The following is a 25,083-nucleotide window of genomic DNA, read 5'->3' as shown; positions in this document are numbered from 1 at the left end:
GCGAAGTAACCCGCGCGAGACATGGACGAAAGAACTGCCTGCCGGACGCTCGACATGGCGTGACCCGGCGTCTATTTTGGAATCAGATTTCACCTGACGGAATGGAGGTCAAGTGTGAGCAGGGCACCTATTGAGGCGTCGACCTCGGTGGCGATAGCCGGAGGCGGGCCCGTTGGGATGGCGCTCGCCATCGACCTGGCGCAGCGTGGCGTGGCCAGCGTGGTCTTCGAGAACCGCGCCGAAGGCGACCGTTTCTCGGCGCGCACCAACATGACAAACGTCCGTTCGATGGAGCACTTTCGCCGTTGGGGGATCGCCGACGCGCTGCGGGAGAACGACCCCGTGAGCCCGCGGATCCAGCGGGACGTGGCCTTCGTGACACGACTGAACGGGCATCTGATCCAGCACTTCCCCCGGGCCTACGAGTGGTCCGAGCGGCTGCCGATCGCCTCGGAGGTCGCCGAGTGGGCGCCCAACGAGGCGATCGAGAAGACTCTGCGGGCCCGGGCTGCGGAACTCCCGTTGATCGACGTGCGCTTCGGGCACGAGGTCGAGTCGTTCGAGCAGGACGACGACGGCGTCACCGTGCACGTGACCGGGCCCGACGGGCCGAGGGCGTTCCGCAGCGATTACCTCGTGGCCGCGGACGGAAGCCGGTCGCGGCTGCGCAGCCGGGTTCTCAATGTGCGCCTGGAGGGCAAGGCCAACCTGGCGCGGAGCTTCCTCTGGCATCTGCGTGCCCCCGGGCTCGCAGAGCACTGGAAGGCCTCGCCCATGGTCTCCATGACGCTCTTCTACAACGAGGACCGCTACTGCGACAGCCTCGTACCGCAGTCCGGCGAGGACCAGTGGGCGTACTTCTGTTCGCCGGTTCCCGACCACATCGACGGCGACGACTGGGAGGCATGCCGCGACATGCTCTTCCGCGCGGTCGGCGCCGAGTTCGAGGTCGAGCCGCTGGAGGGCGGGACGTTCATCACCCACTCGATGCAGGCACCGCGCTACGACTACGGCCGGGTGCTGCTGGCGGGAGACGCCGCCCATCTGGTCTCCCCGATGGGCGGGTTCGGTATGAACATCGGCATCGGGGACGCCGCCGACCTCGGATGGAAGCTCGCGGCACTCGTCCAAGGATGGGGTGGGCCCCTGCTCCTGGCGAGCTACAGCATCGAGCGGGGCGAAGCGGCCCGGTTCATCCTCGACGGCTGCGAGCGCAATCAGGCTGTGGGCGCGTCGCAGCTGGTGCGCGACGGTATAGAGGACCCGGGTCCGCAAGGGGATGCCGTGCGTGCGCAGGTCGCCGAGGACATCCAGGTGCAGAAGGCGCGACAGTTCAAGCGCATGGGTGGCCAACTGGGCTACCGGTACTCCAGCTCGCCGATCATCCTGCGCGACGGCGTGCAGGAGCCGGCGGCCAACTTCGAGGACTACGTCCCCTCGGCGGCGCCGGGCAACCGGGCTCCCCATCACTGGCTCAAGGACGGTTCTTCGCTCTATGACCACATCGGGCAGGGGTTCACCCTCCTGGTGCTGGACGAGATCGAGACCGGGCCGCTGCGTCGGGCGGCCGACGCGCGCGGCGTACCGCTCGACGTGTTCACGCCCGGCGAGCCCGACCGGGCTGCCCTGCACGACCTCTACCTGGCACCCGCGACGTTGCTCCGCTCGGACCACCACGTCGCCTGGCGTGGCCATGCGCTGGACGACGTCGACCGTCTGCTCGACGTCGTCACCGGGTCGTCGGCCTGGCCGACGGCCGTTACCCCGTGAATCGCGCCACTCGGCGCCCACCACACAAAGGAGATCCACCATGCCCAAGGTCACCCGTCTCGGCCACGTCGGTCTGTTCGTCACCGATCCGGAGGTCATGCTCGCGTTCTACTCGGGCTTCCTCGGTATGACCGTGACCGACCGCGACGAGCGGCGCGTCTTCCTGAGCTCGCGTCCCGGCGAGGAGCACCACGAGCTGCTTCTGGCGAAGAACGAGGAGCGGCACACCGACCCGCAGCAGCTGTCCTTCGTTGTCGAGTCGCTGACGGACCTGCGGGAGTTCTACGCGCAGATCGTCGAGCGGAAGTACTCGATCGACCACGTCAACAACCATGGCAACGCGATCGGTTGCTACTTCCGTGACCCCGAGGACAACCGTGTCGAGGTCTACTGGCACACGGGCATCGACTGGCCGCAGCCCTTCAGCCAGCCGATCGACCTGTTCCTGTCCGAGGCGGAGCTCCTCGGGGTGCTGGACGACATGAAGGCCTCGGCGTGACCGGGCGGGGCCTCCAGGGAGGAGAACTCCCTTGAAAGAAGGAATGATCGTCGAGGTCGTCGGCTTCCGGGGTCACGAGGACACCGCAATCGAGGGCTACCTCGCCCGGCCCGTGACCACCGAACCCACCCCCGGAGTCGTCGTCCTCCACCACGCACCGGGACTTGACCCGTGGTGCAAGGAGGTGGTGCGGCGCTTCGCGTCCCGGGGCTACACGGCCATCTCTCCGCACCTCTATCACCGGCGCGGTCCCGGGCACTGGGCGGACGTCGCCGCCGCTGCTCGCGCGGAGGGGCTCGCCAAGGCGATGCCGAACGGACAGGTGATGGGCGACACCGCCGGCGCCGCAGCGTACTTGCGGGCGCAGCCGGGTGCCAGTGGCAAGGTCGGGGTGATCGGCTTCTGCTCCGGCGGCCGGCAGGCGTTCCTGGCGGCTTGCGACGTGCCCTCGCTCGATGCGGCGGTGGACTGCTGGGGCGGGAGCATCTTCCCGCAACCCCCCGATCCCGGTCGCCCGGGCCCGGCACCGAAGGGCGTCATCCACAGGGCGCCGGACATGTCGATGCCACTTCTGGGGATCTTCGGCAACGAAGATCTCAACCCCACCCCGGAGCAGGTCGACGAGATGGAACGCGTGCTGACGAAGCACGGGAAGTCGTTCAGGTTCTTCCGCTACGACGGTGCCGGTCACGCGTTCTTCGCTTCGGACAAGCCCAACTACCGGCAGGAGCAGGCCGTGGACGGGTGGGAGCGGGTCTTCGAGTTCTACAACGAGCACCTGCGCTGAAGGAGGCCGGCATGTGCACATGGATGACCGAGCAGATCGGCATCGCCGGAGCTGCGCGCGGGGTACCGGACTGGCTGAAGGTGACGCGGGCCAACGTGTTCTACGACCACCCCGTCAGTGCCGCGTACGACCACGCGTTGATCATCGATTTCGTCGACCCCGACGCCGGCGTGGGCGCTCGCGTTGGGATCGAGCTCAGCGCCGCCTCGGCGTGGGAACTGGTGCGAGCCATCACGGCAGCCCTCGAAAGCCCGGAGGCCCAGGCGGATCTCGCGGCCCAGCGGCATGCCCTGGCGGGTTCGGAACAGGAAACCGTGTCGTAACTCTTGTGTGGTCCCGGTCACGCTGTTACGTTCCCCGCATTCCATCTAGCGGAATCAAATTCCGCATAGGACCCTTTGAAGGTCCACGGCCGCCCCCGGACGGATTTGCGGGAAGCAAGGAGTCGTAGATGTCCAAGAACGTGTATGCAGGCATTCCGGTCGGCCGGCGCGCGAGGATCACTGCCGCCGGACTGAGCGTGGTGCTCGGCCTGGTCGCCGGCGGGTGCGCCGACTCGGACACCGCCGCCACAGCCGGTGGGAGCACCTCTCCCCGTAGTTCCAGCTCCGCGGATCCCTGGGCGGTGACGGATCCGGCCGACTACACCGGTGGCAAGTCGGGGGCGGCCGACACCAGCCTCTCGCCGGTCAGGATCGGATGGGTCAACCAGCAGGGCGGGTCGCTGGAGTACCCGAACGCCACACTTGGTGCTCAGGCGGCGGTGAAGTACATCAACGAGAAACTCGGCGGGATCGACGGTCATCCGCTCCAGCTGAGCACCTGTTACGTGGTGGACAGCGAGCAGGAGGGCAACTCCTGCGGACTGAAGATGGCCAACGACGACGACATCGAAGCAGTCCTCGTCGGCACGCTGATCAACGGCGGTCAGTCCATGCGGGCGGTCATCCAGGGCAGCAAGCCCATCATGATGTCGAACTCGATCAGCACACCGGACGCCAAGGGCAAGAACGTCTTCATCTTCAACGGCAACCCCAACTCGATCTTCGGAGGGCTGGCGACCTACCTCGACGACGAGGTCAAGGCCAAGAACGTGGCCGTCTTCTACCCGCAGGACGCACAGAGCATCGACGGCGTGGATGTGCTCCGGAAGGACCTGAAGAAGCTGGGCATCAAGCTCAAGGCGGTGGGGTTCGACCCGTCGACGACCAATCTCACCGCGGCCGCGGTCGCCGCCGGCGTCCAGACGGCCGACGCCGTCGTACCGCTGGTGTCGTCGCCGCCGAACTGTGTCTCGGCGGCGAAGGCGCTGGACTCCCTGTCGGTGAAGGCTCCGATCGTGTCCACGGGCTCCTTCTGCTTCTCCAACGCGGTCGCACAAGGACTGGGCGGTGAAGCGCCGAAGTGGCTGCAGCTGTCGACGCAGACCAACGTCGCCGACACCTCCCTCAGTGACGTGCAGGCCTACCTCAAGCAGTCGAAGGCCGCTTCGCTGAACGCGGACGCCCAGAGCGACTCCGACGCGACGCTCGCCTGGAGCCTGGTCATGACGGCAACGAAGTTCCTCAACGCGGCCGGTGGCGCGGACGCGACCACGAAGACGGTGGCCAAGGCCGCCGAGTCGTTCACGGGTCCGATGCTCCTGGGCAGCGAGACGGTGAAGTGCGGTGCCTACAGCGACCAGCCGGGACTCTGCGGCGCCCAGAGCCGGGTCTTCGAACACACCGGCGGCAACACCTTCTCCGCCGCCACCGACTGGATCACCCCATCCGGCCTCTGACGGCCGAAGGCACGTAACGGCACGTCATACACACAACCACAACCGCACGATCGACCCCCTGCAGACCACCCATGCCCGCACGACGGCGGGCGAAGACGAGGAGACAGCATGAGCGCCCCAGCGAGCGCCACGATCCGGCCCCGTGAGCCGAACCCGCGCCCCGAAGACCTGGTGCAACACGCGGCGGCCTTCCGGGACCGACTGCTCGACGAGCAGGAAGCGACGGAGGAGCGAGGCGCCTATTCGCCGGAGACCCATGAGCTCTTCCGGCAGGCCGGCTTCTACCGGACCCTCCTGCCCCGCCGGTACGGCGGTTACGAGTTCGACGTACCCACGTTCCTGCGGGTGATCGTGGAGATCGCCCGCGGATGTCCCGGAAGCGGCTGGGGCCTGTGCCTCGCGGCCGGGCACGGCTTGCAGATCGGCGGGCTCTACGGCGAGGCCGCCCAGGCCGCGGCCATCGGGCCCGACGGGGACTTCGCCGCACCGATGCGCGGCATTCCGATGGGCACGGCCACGCGAACCGAGCAGGGCTCGTGGCGGATCGCCGGGACGTGGGACTACTGCTCGGGTTCGCCGTACTCCACCCATGCGATCCTCGCGGTCCGCCTCGACGAGGGCGAAGGCCCGACGGGCGCCCAGGGTCTGGCGTTGGTGCCGCGTGCGGACTGGACGCTGATGGACGACTGGCGGCACCGTTCGTTCGGGATGCGCGGCAGTGGATCCAACAGCATCGAGGTCGACGGGGCCGTGGTGCCCGACGAGTTCGTCGTCCGGGGAAACCCGCTGGGGTTCGCCGGCAAGCCGGAGACGCCTGGGTACCGGCTGCACGGGAATCCCATGTACGCCGGGCACTCGATGGGTTACCTCCAACTGGAGATCACGTCGGTGCTGGTGGGCTGTGCCTACGCGGCGCTGGACGAGTACGAGCGGATCATCCGCGTCAAGAGGACACCGGGACCACACGGCGTTCCGCGGTTCCAGACGGCCGACTACCAGCGCCACTGGGGTGTGGCCAGCGGCAAGATCAGCGCGGCGGAGGACGTGCTCCTGCGGAGCAGCGAGTTCTACATGGAACTCTGCCGGGAGGCGGTTGTCGACGACACGGGGTTCGCCCCGGAGCGGCTGATGCGGATCCACGCCAGCACCCACCACGCCGTCAACCTCGCCTGGGAAGCGGTCGAGTTGTTGTTCCGCACCTCCGGCACCAGTGAGGGAGGGCGCAACGGCTCGCGTATGCAGCGGTACTACCGGGATATCTCCACGGCACGGACCAATGTCGGGCTGCAGTGGGAGACCTTCGCCACCGCGCTGGCCCAGGAGCACTTCGGCCTGAAGGCCGACGGGCTCGTCTGAGCCGGCGGCACGGCCGAAGGAGAAAGTTCATGGAGACATTTGTTCTTTTCGCGCTGCTGGGGCTTGGTTCGGGCGCGGTCATCGCCGGCATCGCGCTGGGTGTGGTGCTCAGTTGGCGAGGCAGCGGCTCCATCAACCTGGCGGCGGGCGCCACGGTCATGGTCGCCGGCTATGTGTTCTGGGCCCTGCGAACCGGGTTCTTCGGGTTCGCGCTGCAGACCGTCCCGGCGATCATCCTGACGCTGCTGTTCATGACCCTCTACGCCGTGGTCGTGGAGTTGGTGGCCGTGAGACCGCTGCGCAATGCCTCCCCGCTCGCCAAGCTCGTGGCGTCCTTGGGTGTTCTGCTGCTGACTCAGGCGCTGGTCCTGCTGATCTTCGGCACCTCGCCGCTGAACAGCCCGGCGGTGCTCACCAGTGACGTGGTGTCCGTCTTCGGTGTGGCGGTGCCCGAAGCGCAGTTCATCCTGGCCGGGATCGTCGTGGTGCTGACAGGCGCTCTCGCGGCTCTCTACCGCTTCACCCGCTTCGGGCTCGCGACGCGGGCCGCCTCGGAGAGCGACAGTTCGGCCGCTCTCGCCGGGCTGTCGCCGGACGCCATCTCGCTGGGCAACTCCGTCCTCGGGCATGTGGCCACCGGGTTCGTGGGAGTGCTGGCCGCGTCGATCGTCGGGCTCAGCGCCACGACGCTGCCTCTGCTGATCATCCCGGCGCTGGCCGCGGCGCTCTTCGCGCGGTTCACCTCGTTCGGCATCGCGTGCGCCGTCAGCCTGCTCATCGGGATCAGCGAGTCGTTGCTGTACCAGGCGTCCAACGAGTCGTGGTTCCCGACCCAGAACGGCTCCGCCATTCCTGGCGTGCAGCAGCTGGCCGAGTTCCTCCTCATCGTCATCGCCCTGTGGTGGCGGGGCTCCGGCCTTCCGCTCCGTGGCGACCTGGTGGAACGGTCACTACCGATGGTGCCCAACCAGGACCGGCTCGTCGTACGGGTCGCCCCGGTGGCCATCGCGTGTGCCGTGGCGCTCGTGGTGCTTCCCTCCGACTTCCGACAGGCCGTCACAACCGGCCTGGTGGCCACCGTCCTGTGTCTCTCCTTCGTGGTGATCATGGGCTACGTCGGTCAGCTCTCGGTCGTCCAGTTGGCGCTGGCCGGAGTCGCGGGATTCGCGCTCTCGCACCTGGGGGCCGAGTACGGCATCGGCTTCCCCCTGGGCCCGGTCCTGGCGATCGCCGCGGCGACCGTGCTCGGGGTGCTCATCGGGGCCAGTGCGCTGAGGGTGCGGGGAGTCACGCTGGTCGTGGTGACACTGGCTGCCGCGATCGCCATCGAACAGTTCATCTTCGCCAACCCGGACTGGGGCGGTGGCCAGACGGGGGCTGCTGTCGAGTCACCGACACTGTTCGGCTTCAACCTCGGCACCGACGCCTCCTTCCGCGGCCTGGACGGGTCGCAGCCCAGCCCGGTCTTCGGCTTCCTGGCCCTGATCGTGACCGTGTTGCTCTACCTGTTCGTGGCGAATCTGCGCAGGGGAGACCTGGGCCGCCGCATGCTGGCCGTGCGCTCGAACGAACGGGCCGCCGCGGCGGCAGGCGTCAACGTGCGGGCCGTCAAGATCCAGGGCTTCGCCATCGCGTCCTTCCTGGCCAGCGTCGCCGGCGTGCTGTACGCCTACGGCTTCCGCACGGTGTCGGCGAACAGCTACGACACCATGACCGCCCTCGCTCTGGTCGCGAGTGTCTACGTCCTGGGCGTGACGTTGGGCCAGGGGGCGGTGCTCGCCGGATTCGGCGCAGCCGGCGCGGTGATCCCGCTCATCCTCCAGACCTGGGTCCTGCCGGAGAACCGGGTCTCCATCTACATGCAGCTCATCATCGGGGCCGGTCTGCTCATCCAGCTGAGGTTCTGCCCCGACGGACTGCTGGTGTCCACGGCGCTGAAGCGGGAGCGACGTGCGCGTGCATCACGCGCCGACAAGGCGCTGTCCGTCGTGGGCGCCAAGCCGCAGGGAGGTGTGTGAACATGTCGAGTCCGGTTCTGTCCGCCCGCGGTGTCAACGTCCGTTACGGCGGGGTGCAGGCGCTCTCCGACGTCGACATAGAGGTGGGTCCCGGCCAGATCGTGGGCCTGATCGGCCCCAACGGGGCAGGGAAGACCACGTTCATCGACGCTGTGACCGGTTTCGCGCGCTGCACGGGCAGCGTCGAGGTGGCCGGCCGTGACGTCGGGCGGATGCGCCCACACGCCCGAGTCCAAGCGGGACTCGGCCGGACGTGGCAGGCCGTGGAACTCTTCGACGCCCTCACCGTGGCGGAGAACCTGGCTGTCGCCGCCCGTCGGCCCACGGTCCTGACGACGCTCCGTGAGCTGGTGGTCAACGGCGACGCGGCAAAGCCCTCGGTGGGCCACGCCCTGGAGGCGCTCGGCATCGTGGGCCTCGCCGAGGCGATGCCCGGCGAGCTTTCGGAAGGGCAGCGCAAGCTGGTCGGCATGGCCCGGGCTTTCGTGGGTGACCCGAAAGTGGTGTTGCTGGACGAGCCCGCGGCCGGCCTGGACACCGACGAGAGCGCGGAGCTCGGCAAACAACTGCGGCGAATCGGTGATCAGGGCACTCCGATGCTGCTCATCGACCACGACATCAACCTCGTGTTCGCGACATGCGACCACGTGGTCGTCCTCGAGTTCGGCCGGGTCATCGCCACGGGCCGCCCGGCGGACGTGCGCCGTGACCCCAAGGTGGTCTCCGCCTACCTGGGATCGGCCGCCTCCGACGACATCAAGGTCGGGGAGGAACCGTGACCGAACCAGTACTGCGCATCAAGGGGCTGACCGCCGGTTACGGCAGCGTCGATGTCGTTCGCGACGTCCATCTGGAGGTCGGAAAGGGCGAGGTGGTGGCCCTGCTGGGCCCCAACGGGGCCGGCAAGACCACGACGTTGCGCGCCCTCTCCGGTCTGGTGAAAGTCTCCGCGGGGTCCGTGTCGATGGACGGGCAGGACCTGACCGGACTGACCCCCGCCGCACGAGCGCGCCGCGCCATCGCGCACGTCCCGGACGACAGGGGACTGTTCCGAGGGCTGACCGTTGCCGAACATCTCAGACTCGGACCGCGCGGCGAGCGAATCGACCCGGACATGGCTTACCAGTACTTCCCGGCACTGCCGGCGATCGCCGACCGACGGGCGGGGGTCCTGTCCGGGGGAGAGCAGCAGATGCTGGCGGTCGGACGCGCCCTGGCCCGCAGGCCCTCGCTGCTGGTGCTCGACGAACTCAGTCTCGGGTTGGCTCCGGTGATCGTCGAGCAGTTGCTGCCGGTGATCCGGACCTACGCCGACGAGAGCGGCTGCGCCGTCCTGATGGTTGAGCAGCACGTGCACCTCGCCCTGGAGATTTCCGACCGGGCCTACCTGATGGCCCACGGTGCCGGCAGCGACAGCCACGACGCCGCGGTACTGCGCCGGGACCGCAGTGTGATCCAGGCCAGCTACCTGGGTGGTCAGGAGTGGACGCCCACAGCTGACCGTGAAAAGGAACGAGACGGAGAACTGCAATGAAAATTGGAATCATCGGGGCCGGCCGCATGGGCCAGGCACTCACGGGTCTCTTCGTGGAGGCCGGCCACGACGTGGTGCTCGCGAACTCGCGAGGCCCCGAGTCGCTGGCCGAGTTGACGGCCCGGTTCGGTGAGCACGCCAGTGCGGCCGATGTCCCCGGCGCGGTGGCGGGGAGCGACCTCGTCATTCTGGCCACACCCTGGGGCAGGACCGCGGCGGCGGTGTCGGTGGTCGAGGACTGGTCCGGCGTGGTGGTGGTCGACACCACCAACAACCGCACCAAGCCCGGCCCCGACGGCCTCATCGACATCGGGGACCGCGTCTCGAGCGAGGTCGTCGCCGAGTTGGTGCCCGGTGCACGGCTGGTCAAGGCCTTCAACACCACGCCCATCCCGTTCCTGGTCAAGGGCCTCGGATCGTCGGCGGGCGAGGACAACGCCGTTTACATCGCCGGGGACGACGCCGCCGCCAAGTCGCTCGTCGGGGCGCTCATCGCCGGCATCGGCGGGGAAGCCGTCGACACCGGTGGCCTGCACACCGGCGGTTGGCTGCAGGGCATGTCCGGCCCGTTGGCCGGAACCCTCGAGATGATCACGCCGACCGATGCCCGGGCCCGCCTGGCAAAGGCACTTGAACAGGTGCGTTAGTACCCGGCGAACCAAGCACACCCCTCACAAGGAAAGCGAGAACACCATGGCCATTGTCAACGTCAGCAAGTCCATAGCACTCAAGGCCCCGGCCGACCAGGTGTGGGCGTTCGTGAGTGACTTCGGTGGCTACGCCGCGTGGCAGCCGCACATCGCCTCCGTCGAACTGCGCCCCGACGGCGACCGCCTGGTCAACTTCACCCGCGGTGACTCGGTGCTCGACCGGATCTCCGCCAAGGACGACGCGGCACGTACTCTCACCTACGAGCTCGTCCCCGGCCAGAAGACGCCGATGAAGAAGCTCGCCGCGACGTTCACCGTGACCGGGTCCGGCGATAACAGCGACGTCGAGTACGCCATCGAAGTCGATGTGCCCGACCCGATGCAGGACGCTGCCCGCGCCGGGATCGGGGCCGACATCGACGGGGCGCTCGCCGGTCTCGATGCCAAGTTCAATGGGTGAGGCCGATGGCGGGGCGCCTGTCGCGCTTGTCACCGGAGGCGCTGGATTCATCGGCAGTGCGATCGTCAAGGCGTTGACGGCACGGGGCCACCGTGTCGTCGTCCTTGACCGGGGTGGGGACGACGCCGTCGATCTCGCGGACGAGAAGCAGGTCCGTGCGGTGGCCCGCACGGTGCTGGAGCGGCACGGACGCTGTGACGTACTGGTCCACGCCGGCGTCAACTTCGAGCGAGCCGCCCTGCCCGACCTCGATGCCGCACTCATGCGCCGGATGATGACCGTCAACGTCGAGGCTCCGCTCTGGCTCCTGCAGGAGTTGACGCCGAGCATGGCCGAGCATCACTTCGGCCGGGTCGTGATGGTCGTGTCGGACACGTTCTTCGACCCGCCGCCGGTGCCGGACATGCTCCCGTACGTCATGACCAAGGGCGCCCTGATCGGCGCCGCGCGGGCTCTGGCTCGTTCCCTGGGCACAGACGGCATCACCGTCAACTGTGTGGCGCCCGGCATGACGCCGCCCCCGGTGTCCGAACCCGGACTGGGTTCGAACGTGGCCGAGGGCGTCCGCTCGCGGCAGGCACTCCCACGGAGTCTGGTTCCCGAGGACGTGGCCGAGGTCGTGGGCTTCCTCGCCTCACGGGAGGCCGAGGCTCTCACCGGGCAGACCATCTGCCCGGACGGGGGACTGGTGCTGCGGTGAACGACAGGGTGAGGAGACAGAGCACGCCGTGGACAAAGTAGTCGAGAGCGCCGCTGCGGCTGTCCGGGACATCCCCGACGGAGCGAGCATCGCGGTAGGCGGATTCGGGACGGCAGGTGTCCCGTGGGAGCTGGTGGCGGCGCTGCTCGACCACGGCGCGAAGGACCTCACCGTCGTGACCAACAACTGCGGTATCAACGGTGCGGGGCTGGTGCGCCTGCTCGAAGAGCACCGCATCAGCAAGGTCATCGCGTCCTACTTCGGCCAGAACCTGGAGTTCGCCCGCCAGTACCTCGCCGGCGAGATCGAGGTCGAACTGACGCCCCAGGGCACGCTGGCCGAACGCCTGCGTGCCGGCGGTGCGGGGATCGCGGCCTTCTTCACTCCGACCGGGGTGGGCACGGTGGTGGCCGAGGGAGGACTCCCTCGGCGCTACGACGCAGGCGGCGACGTCCTCGTGGCGTCGCCGGCGAAGGAGGTCCGCACCTTCACGGTGAGAGGTCGCGTCAGGGACTTCGTTCTGGAGGAGAGCATCGTCACCGACTACGCGTTCGTCAGGGCAGCGGTCGCGGACCGTCATGGCAACGCCGTCTTTCATGCCGCGGCGATGAACTTCAATCCGGACGTTGCGATGGCGGGGCGCGTCACGGTGGTCGAGGCGGGCCGGGTCGTGGAACCCGGCGAGATCGATCCCGACGCGGTGCACCTGCCGGGGGTCTTCGTCCAGAGAGTGATCGCCGTGGGCGCCGGGAGGATCGAGTGAAGGTCGGCCGGACCCGACAGGAGATGGCTGCGCGGGCGGCGCGGGAGCTGCGCGACGGCGAGTGCGTCAACCTCGGCATCGGGCTGCCCACCCAGGTACCCCAGTACCTGGAGTCGGGCATCCATGTGGTGGTTCACAGCGAGAACGGCGTCCTGGCCGTCGGGCCGTACCCCGACAACGGCCAGGGGGACCCTGACGTGATCAACGCCGGTACCGAGCAGGTGACCACGTTGCCCGGTGCGGCGTTCTTCTCGTCGTCGATGTCGTTCGCCATGATCCGCGGAGGGCACGTGGACACCACGGTCCTCGGCGGAATGCAGGTCTCGGCCACCGGAGATCTCGCCAACTGGATGATCCCGGGCCTCATGGTGAAGGGGATGGGTGGGGCGATGGACCTGGTGAACGGCGCCGGTCGTGTCATCGTCCTCATGGAGCATGTCGCCAAGGACGGTTCGCCCAAGCTGTTGCCTCGGTGCACCCTCCCCCTCACCGGCCGCGGCGTGGTCGACCGGATCATCACCGATCTCGGTGTGCTGGATGTGACGGCACAGGGTCTGGAGCTGGTCGAGCTGGCCCCGGGCGTTGGTCTCGACCTGGTTCTGGGCGCCACGGCGGCTCCGGTCGTCGTGTCGCCCCGGCTCGCCGACAGCCGTGAGGGGGGTTGACTCGGACCGACAGCCTCCGAACTCTTCGTGCGTGCCTCGTCGGGCAGGCGGTTGGTTGGCTCTCCGGGAGGTCACAGACAGCGCCGGCACGAGGTCCTTCCGGCAGAACTACGCGTCGTCCATGTTCCGCATGGACGACGCGGCCGGTCTGCGGGTACTTCCCCTGTTTGCTTGCGTCTTCATCTGTCAGAGACGATCTCGGGCCTCCGAGATGACCAGCCGGGCCGTTGTCCGAGGCAGGCGGAACGAGTGCAGCGGCGAAACAGTATTCTCAGCATTTTGCGATGGACCGGAGGCCATGTGAACCATCAACGCTCGTCTTCAGCCGCCTCGTCCGGTGAGGGCCGGGACGTCGGGAATGTCCGGGCGGTCCAGCGTGCGGCTCGCATCATGAGGGCGCTGACCGAGCATCCGTACCCGATGGGCATCGTGGAGCTGGCCAAGTTCGTGCAGCTCTCGCCCGCCAGTGTCCACCGGTTGGTGGCGACGCTCGTCAGCGTGGGATGGGTGGAGCAGAACTCGCGGACCAGCAAGTATCAACTGGGGATGGGGGCCGTAGGCATAGGCAGCGTGGCCCTTGTCACCAACCCTGTTGTGCAGGACAGTCGCATGCACCTTTCCCGGGTTGCCCAGTGGTCGGGTCACGACGCGGTGCTGAGTACGCTCGTCGGTGCCAAGACGGTGCAGCTGGCACGTTCGGCCGGTGTCAACACGGAAATCATCGAGTTCGAGCCGGGACATCCGCAGCCGGCGCATGCGATGGCCGACGGGAAGCTGTTGCTGGCGTATCTGCCGCAGGACGAGGTGCGTGACGTCCTCGGGGTCGAGGAGTTGCGGCGCTTCACGCGGAACACGATCACCGATCTCGACTGCATCAGACGCGAGTTCGAGGAGATTCGGGCGCAGGGCTACGCGGTCGACAACTTCGAGAGATTCGACACCGGTCGTGGGATCGCGGTCCCGGTGCTGGATTCCGGCGGGCGCCCCCTGGCGGCCATGATGTGTCTGGGGAAGCTGGACCCGGCTCAGGACGCGGAGCTGGTGCAGCAACTGCAGTCGGTCGCGCGTGAGATGTCCGACCGCCTGAGTGCGACCGGAGACCTGCCTTCCTCATCGTTCGAGCCGACGCAGTCCGTGGTTCGCGCCGATCCTGGCCGTGGCTGACTGATTCGGGGGCGGCCCGTACCTCGATGGTGCGGGGTCGGTCAGAGTTCCGGGGTGAGCTCGCCGAGGTCGCCGGGAGCGACCGTCACGAACATCATCCATCGGTCTCCGAGACCGCGGGTGACATGGCCGGCCCCGGTCACGTCGTCGATGAGAGCCACGTCGCCGGTCACCGGGCGGGTGACGGTGCCGTCCCCGGTCTCGTTCTCGGCGCACCCGTTGAGGGTGATGCCGAACTGCCGTCGCGGGCCGTTGTGCCATACCCCTGGGGTGTAGCCCTCCGATCCGTATTCACGCCGGGTGACGAAAGCCCCGATCGATGCCGGCCATGTGTCCACGGGCGGTACCGGGCCCAGAGGGTACGGCCACCGGAAGGGCTCGGAGCGCGATCGCCCGTCGTCGTCGCGGATCCAGGTGAGAAGGGGGCGACCGGGGCGGGGGTCGTGACGGGACCCGACTTCGTGACAGCCCGGTTCCGGCACCCATCCCGGCGTGGAGACGAAGAAGAGCCATGCGTCGTCCGGCCACTTGAGCGCGACGTCGTCGCAAGCGCCGACGTCGAAGCAGACAACGTCCCCGGGCTCCAGTTCGCTCGCGGGCTCTCCCCTGACGGAGAGCTCGATACGACCGGACAGCACTACGACCAAGTGACAGCCGAGCGCTGGGAACGCGGGCATTTCGTCTGCCCGAAGCCGGGCGAGCCAGAACCCCGATGCCGGGATGACGTCGTACGGCCGCCCCTTGTCCCGAGCATCGCGGTAAGGGAGGAGGACCTGACGCACATCCGCGGCTCCGGAGACGTCAGTCACGTGCAGTACGCGCACTTCAGGCCTGGACCGTTTCGGGAGTGTACTTGCCGCTCAGCTGGGTCGGTGTGCCGTCGAGGCCGGCAAGGGCACGGTCGTGACGCGTCTCCCGCTTCCAGGTGCGCTTGAGGTCGTCGTGCACGTCGATGCGAAGCCGTCCCAGGCCGCCCACCTCCAGTTCGACGACGTCACCGTGCATGAACGGGTGCAGGCCGCCATGGGTGGTTCCGGTGGCCACCAGGTCACCGGGTTCGAGGGTGTGCAGCGAGGAGACGAACGCGATCGACTCGGCGATGCCGTAGGCCATGTCGTCGGTGTTGAAGTCCTGCATCAGGTTGCCATTGGTCCAGAGGCGGACCGGCAGGTTCTGCGGATCCGGAACCTCGTCGGCGGTCACCAGGAACGGGCCGATCGGACAGAAGGTCTCACGGGACTTCATCTGGTAGAAGGCGTTCTGCCGGGGCGGGATGCCCCGGGCGGAGCCGTCGATGAGGTTGGTGTACCCGAAGACGTACTCCAGCGCCTCGTCGACGGAGACGTTCTGCGCCCGCCGCCCGATGACGACGGCGAGTTCGGCCTCCCCTTCGAAGACCGTCGCGGGGATGTCGGGCAGCACCATCTGGTCGCCGTGGCCCACGATCGAGTTGGGCGTCTTGGGGAAGCCGTTGATGGGGGGACGCTCGGTGGCGCCCTCCATGTAGTTGCGTGCCATGCAGTCGATGTTCAGCGGCCTCGGAACCGGAGGCCGGACACGGACGGAGTCCAGCGGGACGCCGGTACCCTGATCGGCCGCCTGCCGGATCTTGTCCTCGAACTCCGGCCACCGTGTGATGACGGCCGTCAGCAGTTCCTGCGGGTGCGTCGGCCGCATGTCCGCGACAGCGCCGCTTACGTCGATGACGGAGTCGCCGTCGAATACGCCCAGCCGGAAGTCATTGAAGAACAGGAGCTTCATCCGTTTTCCCTTCGTGATGGTTCGAAGCCGGTCGGTACGAACCGGCCGTACTGGCCTCGGAAGAAGACCAGGGCCCGTCCGTCCTGTGCGGAGGCGAGGTCCAGTACCCGTGCCACCGCGATCGTGTGGTCGCCGGCGTCGTGTTCCGCGACCAGCTCGCAGTCGATCCAGGCGATGGCATCGTCGAGCGCCGGCCCGGTGTCGCGGTGGTGCCAGCTGATCCGGGCGAATCGGTCCGCGCCGGATCGCGAGAACTGCCGTGAGATGTGTTCGTGATGCGCGGCCAGCACGCTCACGCAGAAGCGTTCCTCGCGCCGGATCAGCGGCCATGTGCTCGACGTTCGAGCGGCGCACACGGCGATCAGGGGCGGGTCGAGCGAGACGGAGGTGATCGAGTTGGCCGCCATCCCCACAGGTTGACCGGAGGCGTCGGCGGCGAGCACCACCACCCCCGTGGGGAGATGGCCGAGTACGTTCCGGAACTCGCTCGGGTCGATGTGCTTGGGAACGGAGGTGTCTGCGACTCGTTTGCTTTGCAGTGACATGTCGTTATTCCATCTGCCGGAATCTGATTCCGTAAATGTAGTAAGGCGCACCACGGCCGTCAAGGGTGGTGAGGGATCGTTCGTGCGGAGGTCGAAGGGGGGTCGGAGAGCCCTGCGGGCAGTGACGCCGGTGCGGCCTCGGGCCGGGCGGTACGGCGTCGCTCGGGGTCCCGCTCGTCGTCCCGGTCAAGCCGTGCCTACGTGTCCCGGACGGTCTCGGCGATCGGCCGACAGCGCAGGCATTCCTTTGTGAACCCAACCGTCCCAAACGCGTCTCTGACCTGCCCCAAGGCACCCTTCTGCGACACGCTTCACCTCGCGAGACGCTCATTGCTCGGTGCATGGAGGGCAACCGGTCCCGATCGGAGGCCCTTTGAGATCGCGGTCCGAGCCAGGTGCGACGAGCGCGGCTCCGGATCAGTATCCTGAGGTGGATCGGAGGACATGTGAACGAAGAACGCTCGTCTTCAGCCGCCTCGTCCGGCGAGGGCCGGGATGTCGGGCATGTCCGGGCGGTCCAGCGTGCGGCTCGCATCATGAGGGCGCTGACCGAGCATCCGTACCCGATGGGCATCGTGGAGCTGGCCAAGTTCGTACGGCTCTCGCCCGCCAGTGTCCACCGGTTGGTGGCGACGCTCGTCAGCGTGGGATGGGTGGAGCAGAACTCGCGGACCAGCAAGTATCGCCTGGGGATGGGGGCCGTGGGCATAGGCAGTGTGGCGCTCGTGACCAACCCTGTCGTGCACGATGGCCGAATGTATCTTGCCCGGGTTGCCCAGTGGTCGGGTCACGACGCGGTGCTGAGTACGCTCGTCGGTGCCAAGACGGTGCAGCTGGCACGTTCGGCCGGTGTCAACACGGAGATCCTCGAGTTCGAGCCGGGGCATCCGCAGCCGGCGCATGCGATGGCTGACGGGAAGCTGTTGCTGGCGTATCTGCCGGAGGACGAGGTGCGTGACGTCCTCGGGGTCGAGGAGTTGCGGCGCTTCACGCGGAACACGATCACCGATCTCGACCGGATGAGGCGCGAGTTCGAGGAGATTCGGGCGCAGGGCTACGCGGTCGACAACTTCGAGAGGTTCGACACCGGCCGCGGGATCGCGGTCCCGGTGCTGGATTCGGGTGGGCGTCCCCTGGCGGCCATGGTGTGTCTGGGGAAGCTGGACCCGGCTCAGGACGCGGAGTTGGTGCAGCAACTGCAGTCGGTCGCGCGTGAGATGTCCGACCGCCTGACCGCGACCGGAGACCTGCCTTCCTCATCGTTCGAGCCGACGCAGTAACCGACGTCCGGTGGCGGCGAAGAAGAGCATGTCGCCGCTGTCGGGGTCGGTCTTGTAGCGGCCGGTGCACAGGACGTCGACGCCGTCGTGGAAGTCGTAACTGCCGTACGTCTCCAGCGTTTCGGGGTGCTTCGAGTACGGCAGTCCGCCCTCGCAGCAGACGAGCAAGTGGTCGTCGAAGATGCCGACGTCGGTATTGGCGACGTTCTTCCTGAGGGAGCGCGGTGGGGGGAGGGGCGCTGTACCGGCGCTGTTGGCGAAGCCGCTGTGGACGGCGTGGCCCTGCTCGACCTCGAACTTCATGGAGTCGGTCATCACCCAGCGGGTGCCTCAGCGCCGCCCACCCTCAGGTGGACCCGCTTCAGGGGTTGTGCCGCGGCCGTGGCGATCGCCTCACCGGCCCGGAGTTGGCCGGTACCCGGGGTCGTCCGTCCACCGGCGCCGCTCCAGTGTCGGTGCCACCGCCTGCAGGGCCGGCACCATCGGCACGTTGAACGGAGCGATCACGCCCAGGGCGGCCACGGACCGTCGCCGAGAGAACGACAGCCGGTCCTGCACCGAGCGGAGTATCACGCCGAAGAGGGCCGCCGTGAGGGCTGCGGCCTCGTAGCGCTCCTCGGCGGCGCCCTTCGAGGTCTGGAACTCCGCGAACGGGCGCAGGGCTCCCGACTCACGCACGATCCCGTCCGCGATGCCCGTCTGGTGCTTCTCGAACAGGGCTCCGGCATGCCGTGCACCTGCGCTCGCTCGTTGTACGGCAGGGCCCCACGCGCGCCGGGCCCGTGCGGCCTGTGTCACGGCTCTGTCCAGGTCGGCGGGCGTGGCGGCTCCGATATGTGTGCCCCGTGATACGCGGAGCACAGGTGCCGTCCGTTGGCGGGTGTAGGCGCCACGGATACATACTGAAGAGACAGCGCGGCGTCCGCCACAGTTGAGGTGGCTCATGGCAAACCTGAGTGAGCGCGGCGCGGCCCGAGAGGTGGCAGTCATCCTGCTCGACCGCGCGGGAGTCGTGCGGCGGTTCTCGAGTACGGCCGCTGAGCTGCTGGGATACACGGCCGCGGAGGTTTGCGGGCGGCCGATCGCTGCGCTGCTCGAAGATCCCTCCGAACTGAGCCGCGTCGTTGCGGAGAATGGTCGCCCCTTCACGGGCCGCGGCCCGATTCGATTCCGGCACAGCTCCGGGGGACCGGTCGAACTTACTGTCGCCGCCAAGCCTCTGGACGGCTCCTCCGAAGTCGTCCTCGTGGTGACGCCGGCACCGGAACCAGGGGTGTGGGAACAGAGTGCGGCCTTCCTGCATGCCCTGCTTGCTCAGGAGCAAATGGGGATCGTTCTCTTCGACACCGGACTGAAGGTCGTGCGCACCAACGGCACCCCGGGGATGTACGGGTGGCCTCGCCTGCATGTGGGCGATCACCTGGCAGACGTGATTTCCGCGGACGACGCGAACGAGGCCGAGGCGCGGTTGCGTCAGGTACTGGCGACCGGGGTGGCGCAGGTCGCGGGGGAACAGCGGATGCGTGCGAGGGACGCGTCGAAGCGGGAGCGGTCCTTCTCCGTGTCCGCATTCCGGCTTGAGGACGGGCGCGGCCGCGCGACGGGGGTCGCCGCGCTCTTCAGCGACAACACAGAGCAGTGGCGCGCCCGGCGCCGTACCGAGGTGAGTCACGAGGCGTCGGCCAGGATCGGTGGTTCGCTGGACGTGACCCGGACAGCCCAGGACATCGCGAGTGTGCTCGTGCCGGCCCTCGCGGACATGGCCATGGTAGAGATCGCCGATCCTGTGCTCGAAGGCGACGAGATGCCCAAGGGTGTCCTTCCTGGCGGCCAATGGTCCCTGCGCCGAGTGGCGGTGGCCTCGGCCGTCGGCCCCTGGCCCGCCGAGCTCATCCCCGTGGGCGGTGTGATCCCGGAACTCCCGGACGATCCCCAGGTGCGCCAGGGGGCCCTGCACGGCGACACGGTCCTCAATACGACGCGGCGGGAGATGGCGGACCTCTTCAAGGATCCGGAGGTGATCCGGTCGATGATGCCCGCGAAAGGGCACTCGGTGATCGTCGCTCCGCTCTTTGCGCGTGATCATCTCCTGGGCTTCGTCGTGGTGTGGCGGACCGAGTGGCCCGAGCCGTTTGAGCAGGAGGACGAGGACCTCCTGTTCGACATCGCCGCGCGCGCCGCGCTGAGCCTGGACAACGCCCGCCGCTACACCCGTGAGCATCGGGCCGCGGTCGCATTGCAACAGCGGTTGCTGCCCAGGGCCGTCACGCGGACCACGGCGGCGGAGTCGGCTGGTTGCTACATACCCGCGGGCGGCGGGGCGGACATCAGTGGCGACTGGTTCGACGTCATCCCCCTGCCGTCGCTGCGAGTGGCGTTCGTCGTCGGTGACGTCACCGGGCACGGACTGCACGCGGCTGCCACCATGGGGCGCCTGCGGACCGCCATCCACACCCTGGCCGACCTGGAGTTCGCACCCGGAGAGCTCCTCAGCCATCTCGACGATCTCGTCCAGCAACTCGCTGACGAGACCGATCCTCGTCTGAAGGACAGCATCGGCGCCACCTGCCTGTACGCGCTGTATGACCCGGTCTCCGGTACCTGCTCCCTGGCCGCTGCGGGACACCCGCCCCCTGCGGTGATCTCGCCCGACGGAACGGGCCATCTGATCACTGTCTCGCCAGGGCCACCGCTCGGAGTTGGCGGCATGCCTTTCGAGGTGACCACAGTCGACCTGGAACCCGGCAGCACGCTGGCTCTTTACACCGACGGCGTCGTCCGTGCCAGGTCTGACGACACCGACCGGGGCATCCGAGAACTTCTGAACAGACTTTCGTCGCTGTGCCGCCACGACGAAACGTTGAAGGACATCGGTAACGCTGTGATGGGTGAGCACACCGAGACGCCGTCCCGTGACGACATGGCGCTTCTCCTGGCCCGCCCCCAGAGGGTCCCCGCGTCCGACATCGCCGACTGGACGTTCCCGGACGATCCCGCGGCAGTGGCCGACGCACGCCGGGCCGTCGCCAGGCAGTTGGCCGCCTGGGAGCTCGATCACATGGCATTCGCCACCGAACTGATCGTCAGTGAGCTGGTCACCAACGCGATTCGCTATGCCGGTGGCACCGTAGGCCTGCGCCTGTTCCACGACGACGCGACGCTGGTGTGCGAGGTCACGGACGGCAGCAACACCCAGCCCCGGCTACGGCGTGCGCGGGTCGGCGACGAAGGGGGCCGTGGGCTGTTTCTGGTGGCCCAGCTTTCCAAACGGTGGGGAAGCCGTTACCACCAGACGGGCAAGACCATCTGGGCGGAGGAATCGACAACAGCCCTTGCGGCGCAGGACACCGCCTATGCCGCCGTATGGGACAGCGCAACTCTGTAGGCCGTGTTTCCTGGCCTGCTGTCTACGGCTCCTGGGTCTGCGTCCTGCGCCGCATGGCGACGCAGAGTTGAGAACCATGAGCGGCCTTTGGGTTGGGACGACCGGTGCGTTGTCAGTCTCCGACGGCGGTCAGGCGGTCGGTGATCCTCTGAGCCGTGGTGAGTACCTTCTGTCGACGTGCGGCCGGCGGAGCGTCAGCCCGCCCAGTGCCGACGGCAGTGAACGGTGGCAGCGCTTTCGGCCATTGATCTGACTCTCCGTCAGTTCTCGGTATCCTCCCCCCACCCCCACAGGCGGGACGGCAACAGTGAGGCCGCGGCCCTGGACCAGGGCCCGTGAGCCGCAGTCTGCCGTCCCCTCATGCCTGAGGAAGCCATGACTCCCACCCCCCACCTCACCGACATCGCCGCCCGCGTGGAGCGGCCGGCCCCATTCCAGCCGGTCGACCGTTCGCTACTCCCGGACGCCGGTACAGCGACGGTGGACATCGTCGTTCCGGTCTACAACGAGGAGCGCGCCCTGCCCGGGTGCCTGCGCACCCTCCACGCTCGTCTGTCCGAGGGATTCCCCTTCCCCTGGCGGATCACGGTCGCCGACAACGCCAGTACCGACGAGACCCTCGCCACCGCCCGCCGCCTCGCCGACGAACTGCCCGGGGTCGGCGTGGTCCACCTGGACCGCAAGGGCCGAGGACTGGCCCTGCGCACCGTCTGGGGCGCCAGCGACGCGGACATCGTGGCGTACATGGACGTGGACCTGTCCACCGGCCTGGATGGACTGCTTCCGCTGGTCGCCCCGTTGGCCAGCGGGCACTCGGACCTCGCGATCGGCTCCCGGCTGGCACCCGGCGCGCGCACGGTGCGCGGGCCGCGCCGCGAGTTTGTCTCCCGCTGTTACAACGGCATCATCCGGCTCACCCATGGCGTCCGCTTCACCGACGCCCAGTGCGGGTTCAAGGCGGCCCGAACCGAGGTGCTACGGCCGCTGCTGAAGGTGACTCGCGACGACACATGGTTCTTCGACACCGAGCTGCTCCTGCTCGCCGAGCACAACGGACTGCGCGTCCACGAGGTGCCGGTCGACTGGGTCGAGGACATCGACACCCGGGTGGACGTGGTGAGCACCGCCACGGACGACCTGCGGGGTCTGTGGCGCATGGCGCGTCTCAAGGCTTCCGGCGGTGCCCGGGTCGAGGTACGGCCGCGCCCAGGACCGGCCGCCGAGCATCCCGACGCCGTCCTCGCACCCGTCGCGCGACGCGGTGTGCTGTCGTGGGAGGTCGGCTGCTTCACCGCGATCGGCCTCGTCTCCACGGTCGGGCAGGCACTCCTGTACTGGCTGCTGCGCGGCTGGTGGAGCCCGGCCGTCGCCAACCTCGTCTCGCTGTTCGTCCTCACCGTCCTCAACACCGAGGCGAACCGACGCCTCACCTTCCGGCACTCCACCGCCCTGCCCGCCCGCGCCCACCTCGGTGCCGGTGGCTTGTTCGTCCTCGGCTACCTGGTCACCTCCGCAGCGGTGCTGTGGTTCAAGTGGCTCGATCCCGGGGCCTCACCGGCCGCGGAGACCGTGGTCCTTGCCATCGCGTCCGTCGCGGTCACCTGTGTGCGCTTCGCCGTGCTGCGGCTGGCCGTATTCGCCGACCCCCGTGGCCGTACCCGCTGATGAGAGCGAATTCCGACATGAGCAACTACGCGCACTTCAAGCCCGTATCGGCGGCCCCGACCCGCGATCGGACGAGCCCGACCGTCCGCTCGCTGCCCGCCTGGGCCGCACCCGCGGCACTCGGCGCCGTCCTTGCGCTCGCGGCCGTTCTGTACGGATGGGCGCTGGGTTCGCTGGGCTGGGGCAACAGCTACTACTCGGCGGCTGTGAAGTCGATGGGGACGAGCTGGACCAACTTCCTCTTCGGCTCCTTCGATCCGGCGGGCGTGATCACGGTCGACAAGCCGCCGGCCGCACTGTGGCCACAGGTGATCAGCAGCAAGATCTTCGGGATGCACGGCTGGGCACTGCTCCTGCCGCAGGTGATCGAGGGCGTGGCCGCGGTCCTCGTCCTGCACCGCACCGTGCGCCGTTGGGCGGGGGAGGGCGCGGGCCTGGTCGCGGCTCTGGTGCTGACGCTCACCCCCATCACCGTGGCCATCAACCGGGACAACAACCCCGACACACTGTTGGTGTTGCTGCTGGTGTCGGCGGCGTACGCGCTCACCCGCGCACTGCAGGAGGAGGGCAGGGCCGCGACCTGGTGGCTGTGCGCGAGCGGCTTCCTGATCGGGTGTGGATTCCTCACCAAAATGCTCGCCGCCTGGATGGTCATCCCCGCGTTCGCCGTCGCCTGGCTCGTGGGAGGAAGCGGCCCCTGGATACCGCGAGTGCGGCGTCTGCTGGGCGCGGGAGCCATCCTGGCGGCGTCCTCCTTGTGGTGGGTCGCCATGGTCGCCCTGTGGCCGGGCGACCGCCCCTACATCGGCGGGAGCAAGGACGGCTCGGCCTGGGACCTCGTGATCGGCTACAACGGGCTGGGAAGGGTCTTCGGCTCCAGTGACGGAACGCCCCAGGGCATGGGGGGCGGAGGCGGAAGCGGGGGTGGATTCGGCGGGTTCGGCGGACAGTCCGGCCTTGGCCGGATGTTCGACACGCAGGTGGGCGGTCAGATCAGCTGGCTGCTGCCCCTTTGCGCGCTGGCTCTGGCCGTCGCCGTCACCTCGGCGGTACTGCACCGACGCGGGAAGCTGCCCGCCTCCGCCCTGCTGCCGGCCTCCGGCTGGCTGCTGTGGGGAACCTGGCTGGTGGTCTGCGCTGCCGTGTACTCGACTCAGGAAGGCATCTTCCATCCGTACTACACGACCCAACTCGCTCCGGCCATAGCTGCTTTGTGCGGCGGGCTGACGGCCGGCCTGGTCCGCGTGCACCGTGCCGGGCTGCGCTGGGCTCCACTGGCCGGCGCGGCCGGGGTCGCGGTGAGCGTGGTCTGGGCGGTGGTGCTGGTCCGCCGTGAACCCGACTGGAACGGCTGGCTGGTGTGGCCGGTGCTGCTCGTGGGCTGCGCTGCCGTCGTCCTGTTGGTGCTTTCACGACGTCACGGCCGGTTGCTGGCGGCCGCCGTGGGCGCGGCGGTGGCGTCCGTTCTGGTGGCCCCGGGGGCCTGGGCGGTCAGTGTGCCCGGCTCCACCGGCATGGGCGGCTCCAACCCGACGGCCGGTCCGCAGACGCTCGGCTTCGGCGGAGGCGGCGGCATGCCCCGGCAGGGTGGGAACGGCGGAGGCCTTCCGTCGGGCATGCCGTCCGGGATGCCGTCGAACATGCCGGGCCTCCCCGGCGGTGACGGGTCTTCGGACCAGTCCGGTGAACCCTCGTCCGGCGGAATGCCTTCCGGGATTCCTTCCGGCATGCCCACGCAGGGAGCGAACGGCATGCCCGGTGCGCCCGGAGGTTCGGGCTCGGACGACAGCGACACGCAGTCACCTCCGGGCGGCGGCTCGGGAAGTGCCCCGAGCGGGCGCGGCGGTTTCGGTGGCAATGCGGAACTCACCGCTGACCAGCGCAAGATCCTTCAGTACGCCGTCAAGCACGCACCCGACGCACGCATCAAGCTCGCCATCGAGGGCGGCGCCATGTCCGCCGGCACCTTCATCCTGGGGACCGACGAGATCGTCATCGGCATGGGCGGCTTCACGAACAGCGACAACGCGCCGTCGGTGGCCCAGCTGGAGAAGTGGACCAAGAACGGCGAACTACGCTACATCCTGGGCTCCGACACCAACGGCGGCGGCCGACCGGCCATGGCCGGCGGATACACCGAGCAGCGTTCCGACTGGATCGCCGACAACTGCACGAAGGTTCCGGCGTCGTCGTACGGGGGCACGTCCTCCCAGTCGGACGACGGCGGTGCCATGGGATTCGGGGGAGGCGACGTGCTCTACGACTGCGCCGCCAAGTAAGCCAAGGCCGCCGGACGGCAGA

Annotated in this window: 24 protein-coding genes; 19 read left to right on the top strand and 5 right to left on the bottom strand. The window is 68.4% G+C overall.

Annotated features, from left to right (window positions below; genetic code table 11):
* The first annotated feature begins 114 nt into the window (after positions 1 to 114).
* From JEQ17_RS02120 to JEQ17_RS02050, 15 genes are all read left to right on the top strand, one after another.
* Positions 115 to 1,770 (top strand): FAD-dependent monooxygenase, encoded by a 1,656-nt coding sequence (locus JEQ17_RS02120; protein WP_234048007.1) that lies wholly within the window; start codon positions 115 to 117, stop codon positions 1,768 to 1,770.
* Positions 1,771 to 1,810: 40 nt separating this feature from the next.
* Positions 1,811 to 2,269 carry a VOC family protein gene (locus JEQ17_RS02115; protein ID WP_200393557.1) on the top strand — a complete coding sequence of 153 codons (459 nt, stop codon included), beginning with the start codon at positions 1,811 to 1,813 and terminating at the stop codon, positions 2,267 to 2,269.
* 31 nt (positions 2,270 to 2,300) lie between these two features.
* Positions 2,301 to 3,056 carry a dienelactone hydrolase family protein gene (locus tag JEQ17_RS02110; protein ID WP_234048006.1) on the top strand — a complete coding sequence of 252 codons (756 nt, stop codon included), beginning with the start codon at positions 2,301 to 2,303 and terminating at the stop codon, positions 3,054 to 3,056.
* Positions 3,057 to 3,079: 23 nt separating this feature from the next.
* A complete protein-coding gene (locus tag JEQ17_RS02105) occupies positions 3,080 to 3,379 on the top strand; it encodes a DUF6295 family protein (protein WP_200393556.1) in 300 nt (99 codons plus the stop codon).
* 128 nt (positions 3,380 to 3,507) lie between these two features.
* On the top strand, positions 3,508 to 4,836 hold the full coding sequence (locus JEQ17_RS02100) for an ABC transporter substrate-binding protein (protein ID WP_200393555.1): 1,329 nt from the start codon (positions 3,508 to 3,510) through the stop codon (positions 4,834 to 4,836).
* 108 nt (positions 4,837 to 4,944) lie between these two features.
* Positions 4,945 to 6,192 (top strand): acyl-CoA dehydrogenase family protein, encoded by a 1,248-nt coding sequence (locus JEQ17_RS02095; RefSeq protein ID WP_200393554.1) that lies wholly within the window; start codon positions 4,945 to 4,947, stop codon positions 6,190 to 6,192.
* Between the two features lie 29 nt (positions 6,193 to 6,221).
* Positions 6,222 to 8,210 (top strand): ABC transporter permease, encoded by a 1,989-nt coding sequence (locus JEQ17_RS02090; protein WP_200393553.1) that lies wholly within the window; start codon positions 6,222 to 6,224, stop codon positions 8,208 to 8,210.
* A gap of 2 nt (positions 8,211 to 8,212) precedes the next feature.
* On the top strand, positions 8,213 to 8,989 hold the full coding sequence (locus tag JEQ17_RS02085; protein WP_200393552.1) for an ABC transporter ATP-binding protein: 777 nt from the start codon (positions 8,213 to 8,215) through the stop codon (positions 8,987 to 8,989).
* Entirely contained in the window at positions 8,986 to 9,744 is a 759-nt protein-coding gene (locus tag JEQ17_RS02080; protein WP_200393551.1) for an ABC transporter ATP-binding protein, read from the top strand. The genes JEQ17_RS02085 and JEQ17_RS02080 overlap by 4 nt, the downstream gene beginning before the upstream one ends.
* On the top strand, positions 9,741 to 10,391 hold the full coding sequence (locus JEQ17_RS02075) for an NADPH-dependent F420 reductase (protein WP_200393550.1): 651 nt from the start codon (positions 9,741 to 9,743) through the stop codon (positions 10,389 to 10,391). The genes JEQ17_RS02080 and JEQ17_RS02075 overlap by 4 nt, the downstream gene beginning before the upstream one ends.
* A gap of 46 nt (positions 10,392 to 10,437) precedes the next feature.
* Positions 10,438 to 10,854 carry an SRPBCC family protein gene (locus JEQ17_RS02070; protein ID WP_200393549.1) on the top strand — a complete coding sequence of 139 codons (417 nt, stop codon included), beginning with the start codon at positions 10,438 to 10,440 and terminating at the stop codon, positions 10,852 to 10,854.
* Positions 10,847 to 11,554 (top strand): SDR family NAD(P)-dependent oxidoreductase, encoded by a 708-nt coding sequence (locus tag JEQ17_RS02065; protein WP_200393548.1) that lies wholly within the window; start codon positions 10,847 to 10,849, stop codon positions 11,552 to 11,554. Before JEQ17_RS02070 ends, JEQ17_RS02065 begins: the two co-directional genes overlap by 8 nt.
* A gap of 28 nt (positions 11,555 to 11,582) precedes the next feature.
* The gene (locus JEQ17_RS02060) at positions 11,583 to 12,317 is read left to right on the top strand and encodes a CoA transferase subunit A (RefSeq protein WP_200393547.1); all 735 of its coding nucleotides are present in this window, start codon (positions 11,583 to 11,585) and stop codon (positions 12,315 to 12,317) included.
* A gap of 23 nt (positions 12,318 to 12,340) precedes the next feature.
* Complete coding sequence (locus tag JEQ17_RS02055) at positions 12,341 to 12,982, top strand: 3-oxoacid CoA-transferase subunit B (protein WP_200401247.1); 642 nt, start codon at positions 12,341 to 12,343, stop codon at positions 12,980 to 12,982.
* A 27-nt stretch (positions 12,983 to 13,009) separates the two neighbouring features.
* Positions 13,010 to 14,146, top strand: a complete 1,137-nt coding sequence (locus tag JEQ17_RS02050) for an IclR family transcriptional regulator (protein WP_325176235.1) — start codon at positions 13,010 to 13,012, stop codon at positions 14,144 to 14,146.
* 41 nt (positions 14,147 to 14,187) lie between these two features.
* Here JEQ17_RS02050 and JEQ17_RS02045 read toward each other — a convergent pair whose 3' ends face one another.
* From JEQ17_RS02045 to JEQ17_RS02035, 3 genes are read right to left on the bottom strand one after another with little or no spacing between them, the layout of a single operon-like run.
* Complete coding sequence (locus JEQ17_RS02045; protein WP_200393545.1) at positions 14,188 to 14,955, bottom strand: cupin domain-containing protein; 768 nt, start codon at positions 14,953 to 14,955, stop codon at positions 14,188 to 14,190.
* 16 nt (positions 14,956 to 14,971) lie between these two features.
* The gene (locus tag JEQ17_RS02040; protein WP_200393544.1) at positions 14,972 to 15,907 is read right to left on the bottom strand and encodes a fumarylacetoacetate hydrolase family protein; all 936 of its coding nucleotides are present in this window, start codon (positions 15,905 to 15,907) and stop codon (positions 14,972 to 14,974) included.
* Positions 15,904 to 16,452, bottom strand: a complete 549-nt coding sequence (locus JEQ17_RS02035) for a flavin reductase family protein (protein ID WP_200393543.1) — start codon at positions 16,450 to 16,452, stop codon at positions 15,904 to 15,906. The genes JEQ17_RS02040 and JEQ17_RS02035 overlap by 4 nt, the downstream gene beginning before the upstream one ends.
* Before the next feature lie 395 nt (positions 16,453 to 16,847).
* Here JEQ17_RS02035 and JEQ17_RS02030 point away from each other — a divergent pair, with 395 nt between their 5' ends.
* On the top strand, positions 16,848 to 17,732 hold the full coding sequence (locus JEQ17_RS02030; protein WP_325176234.1) for an IclR family transcriptional regulator: 885 nt from the start codon (positions 16,848 to 16,850) through the stop codon (positions 17,730 to 17,732).
* Here the strand turns inward: JEQ17_RS02030 and JEQ17_RS02025 are convergent.
* Both JEQ17_RS02025 and JEQ17_RS49850 read right to left on the bottom strand, forming a co-directional pair.
* Positions 17,709 to 18,047, bottom strand: coding sequence for a carotenoid oxygenase family protein (locus tag JEQ17_RS02025; RefSeq protein ID WP_200393541.1), 339 nt, complete (start codon positions 18,045 to 18,047; stop codon positions 17,709 to 17,711). The genes JEQ17_RS02030 and JEQ17_RS02025 overlap by 24 nt on opposite strands.
* A 78-nt stretch (positions 18,048 to 18,125) precedes the next feature.
* On the bottom strand, positions 18,126 to 18,530 hold the full coding sequence (locus JEQ17_RS49850; protein ID WP_234048005.1) for an aldehyde dehydrogenase family protein: 405 nt from the start codon (positions 18,528 to 18,530) through the stop codon (positions 18,126 to 18,128).
* Between the two features lie 145 nt (positions 18,531 to 18,675).
* On the opposite strand from JEQ17_RS49850, the gene JEQ17_RS02015 reads away from it, so the two are divergent.
* From JEQ17_RS02015 to JEQ17_RS02005, 3 genes are all read left to right on the top strand, one after another.
* On the top strand, positions 18,676 to 21,117 hold the full coding sequence (locus tag JEQ17_RS02015) for a SpoIIE family protein phosphatase (protein ID WP_200393540.1): 2,442 nt from the start codon (positions 18,676 to 18,678) through the stop codon (positions 21,115 to 21,117).
* Positions 21,118 to 21,492: 375 nt separating this feature from the next.
* The gene (locus JEQ17_RS02010; RefSeq protein WP_200393539.1) at positions 21,493 to 22,782 is read left to right on the top strand and encodes a bifunctional glycosyltransferase family 2/GtrA family protein; all 1,290 of its coding nucleotides are present in this window, start codon (positions 21,493 to 21,495) and stop codon (positions 22,780 to 22,782) included.
* Positions 22,783 to 22,799: 17 nt separating this feature from the next.
* Positions 22,800 to 25,061, top strand: coding sequence for an ArnT family glycosyltransferase (locus JEQ17_RS02005; RefSeq protein ID WP_200393538.1), 2,262 nt, complete (start codon positions 22,800 to 22,802; stop codon positions 25,059 to 25,061).
* The last annotated feature ends 22 nt before the right edge of the window (positions 25,062 to 25,083 follow it).

Source organism: Streptomyces liliifuscus, assembly GCF_016598615.1.
Classification (GTDB): domain Bacteria; phylum Actinomycetota; class Actinomycetes; order Streptomycetales; family Streptomycetaceae; genus Streptomyces; species Streptomyces liliifuscus.
Note: the sequence above shows the minus strand (reverse complement) of the source record. Positions and strands in the feature narration are given on the sequence as shown.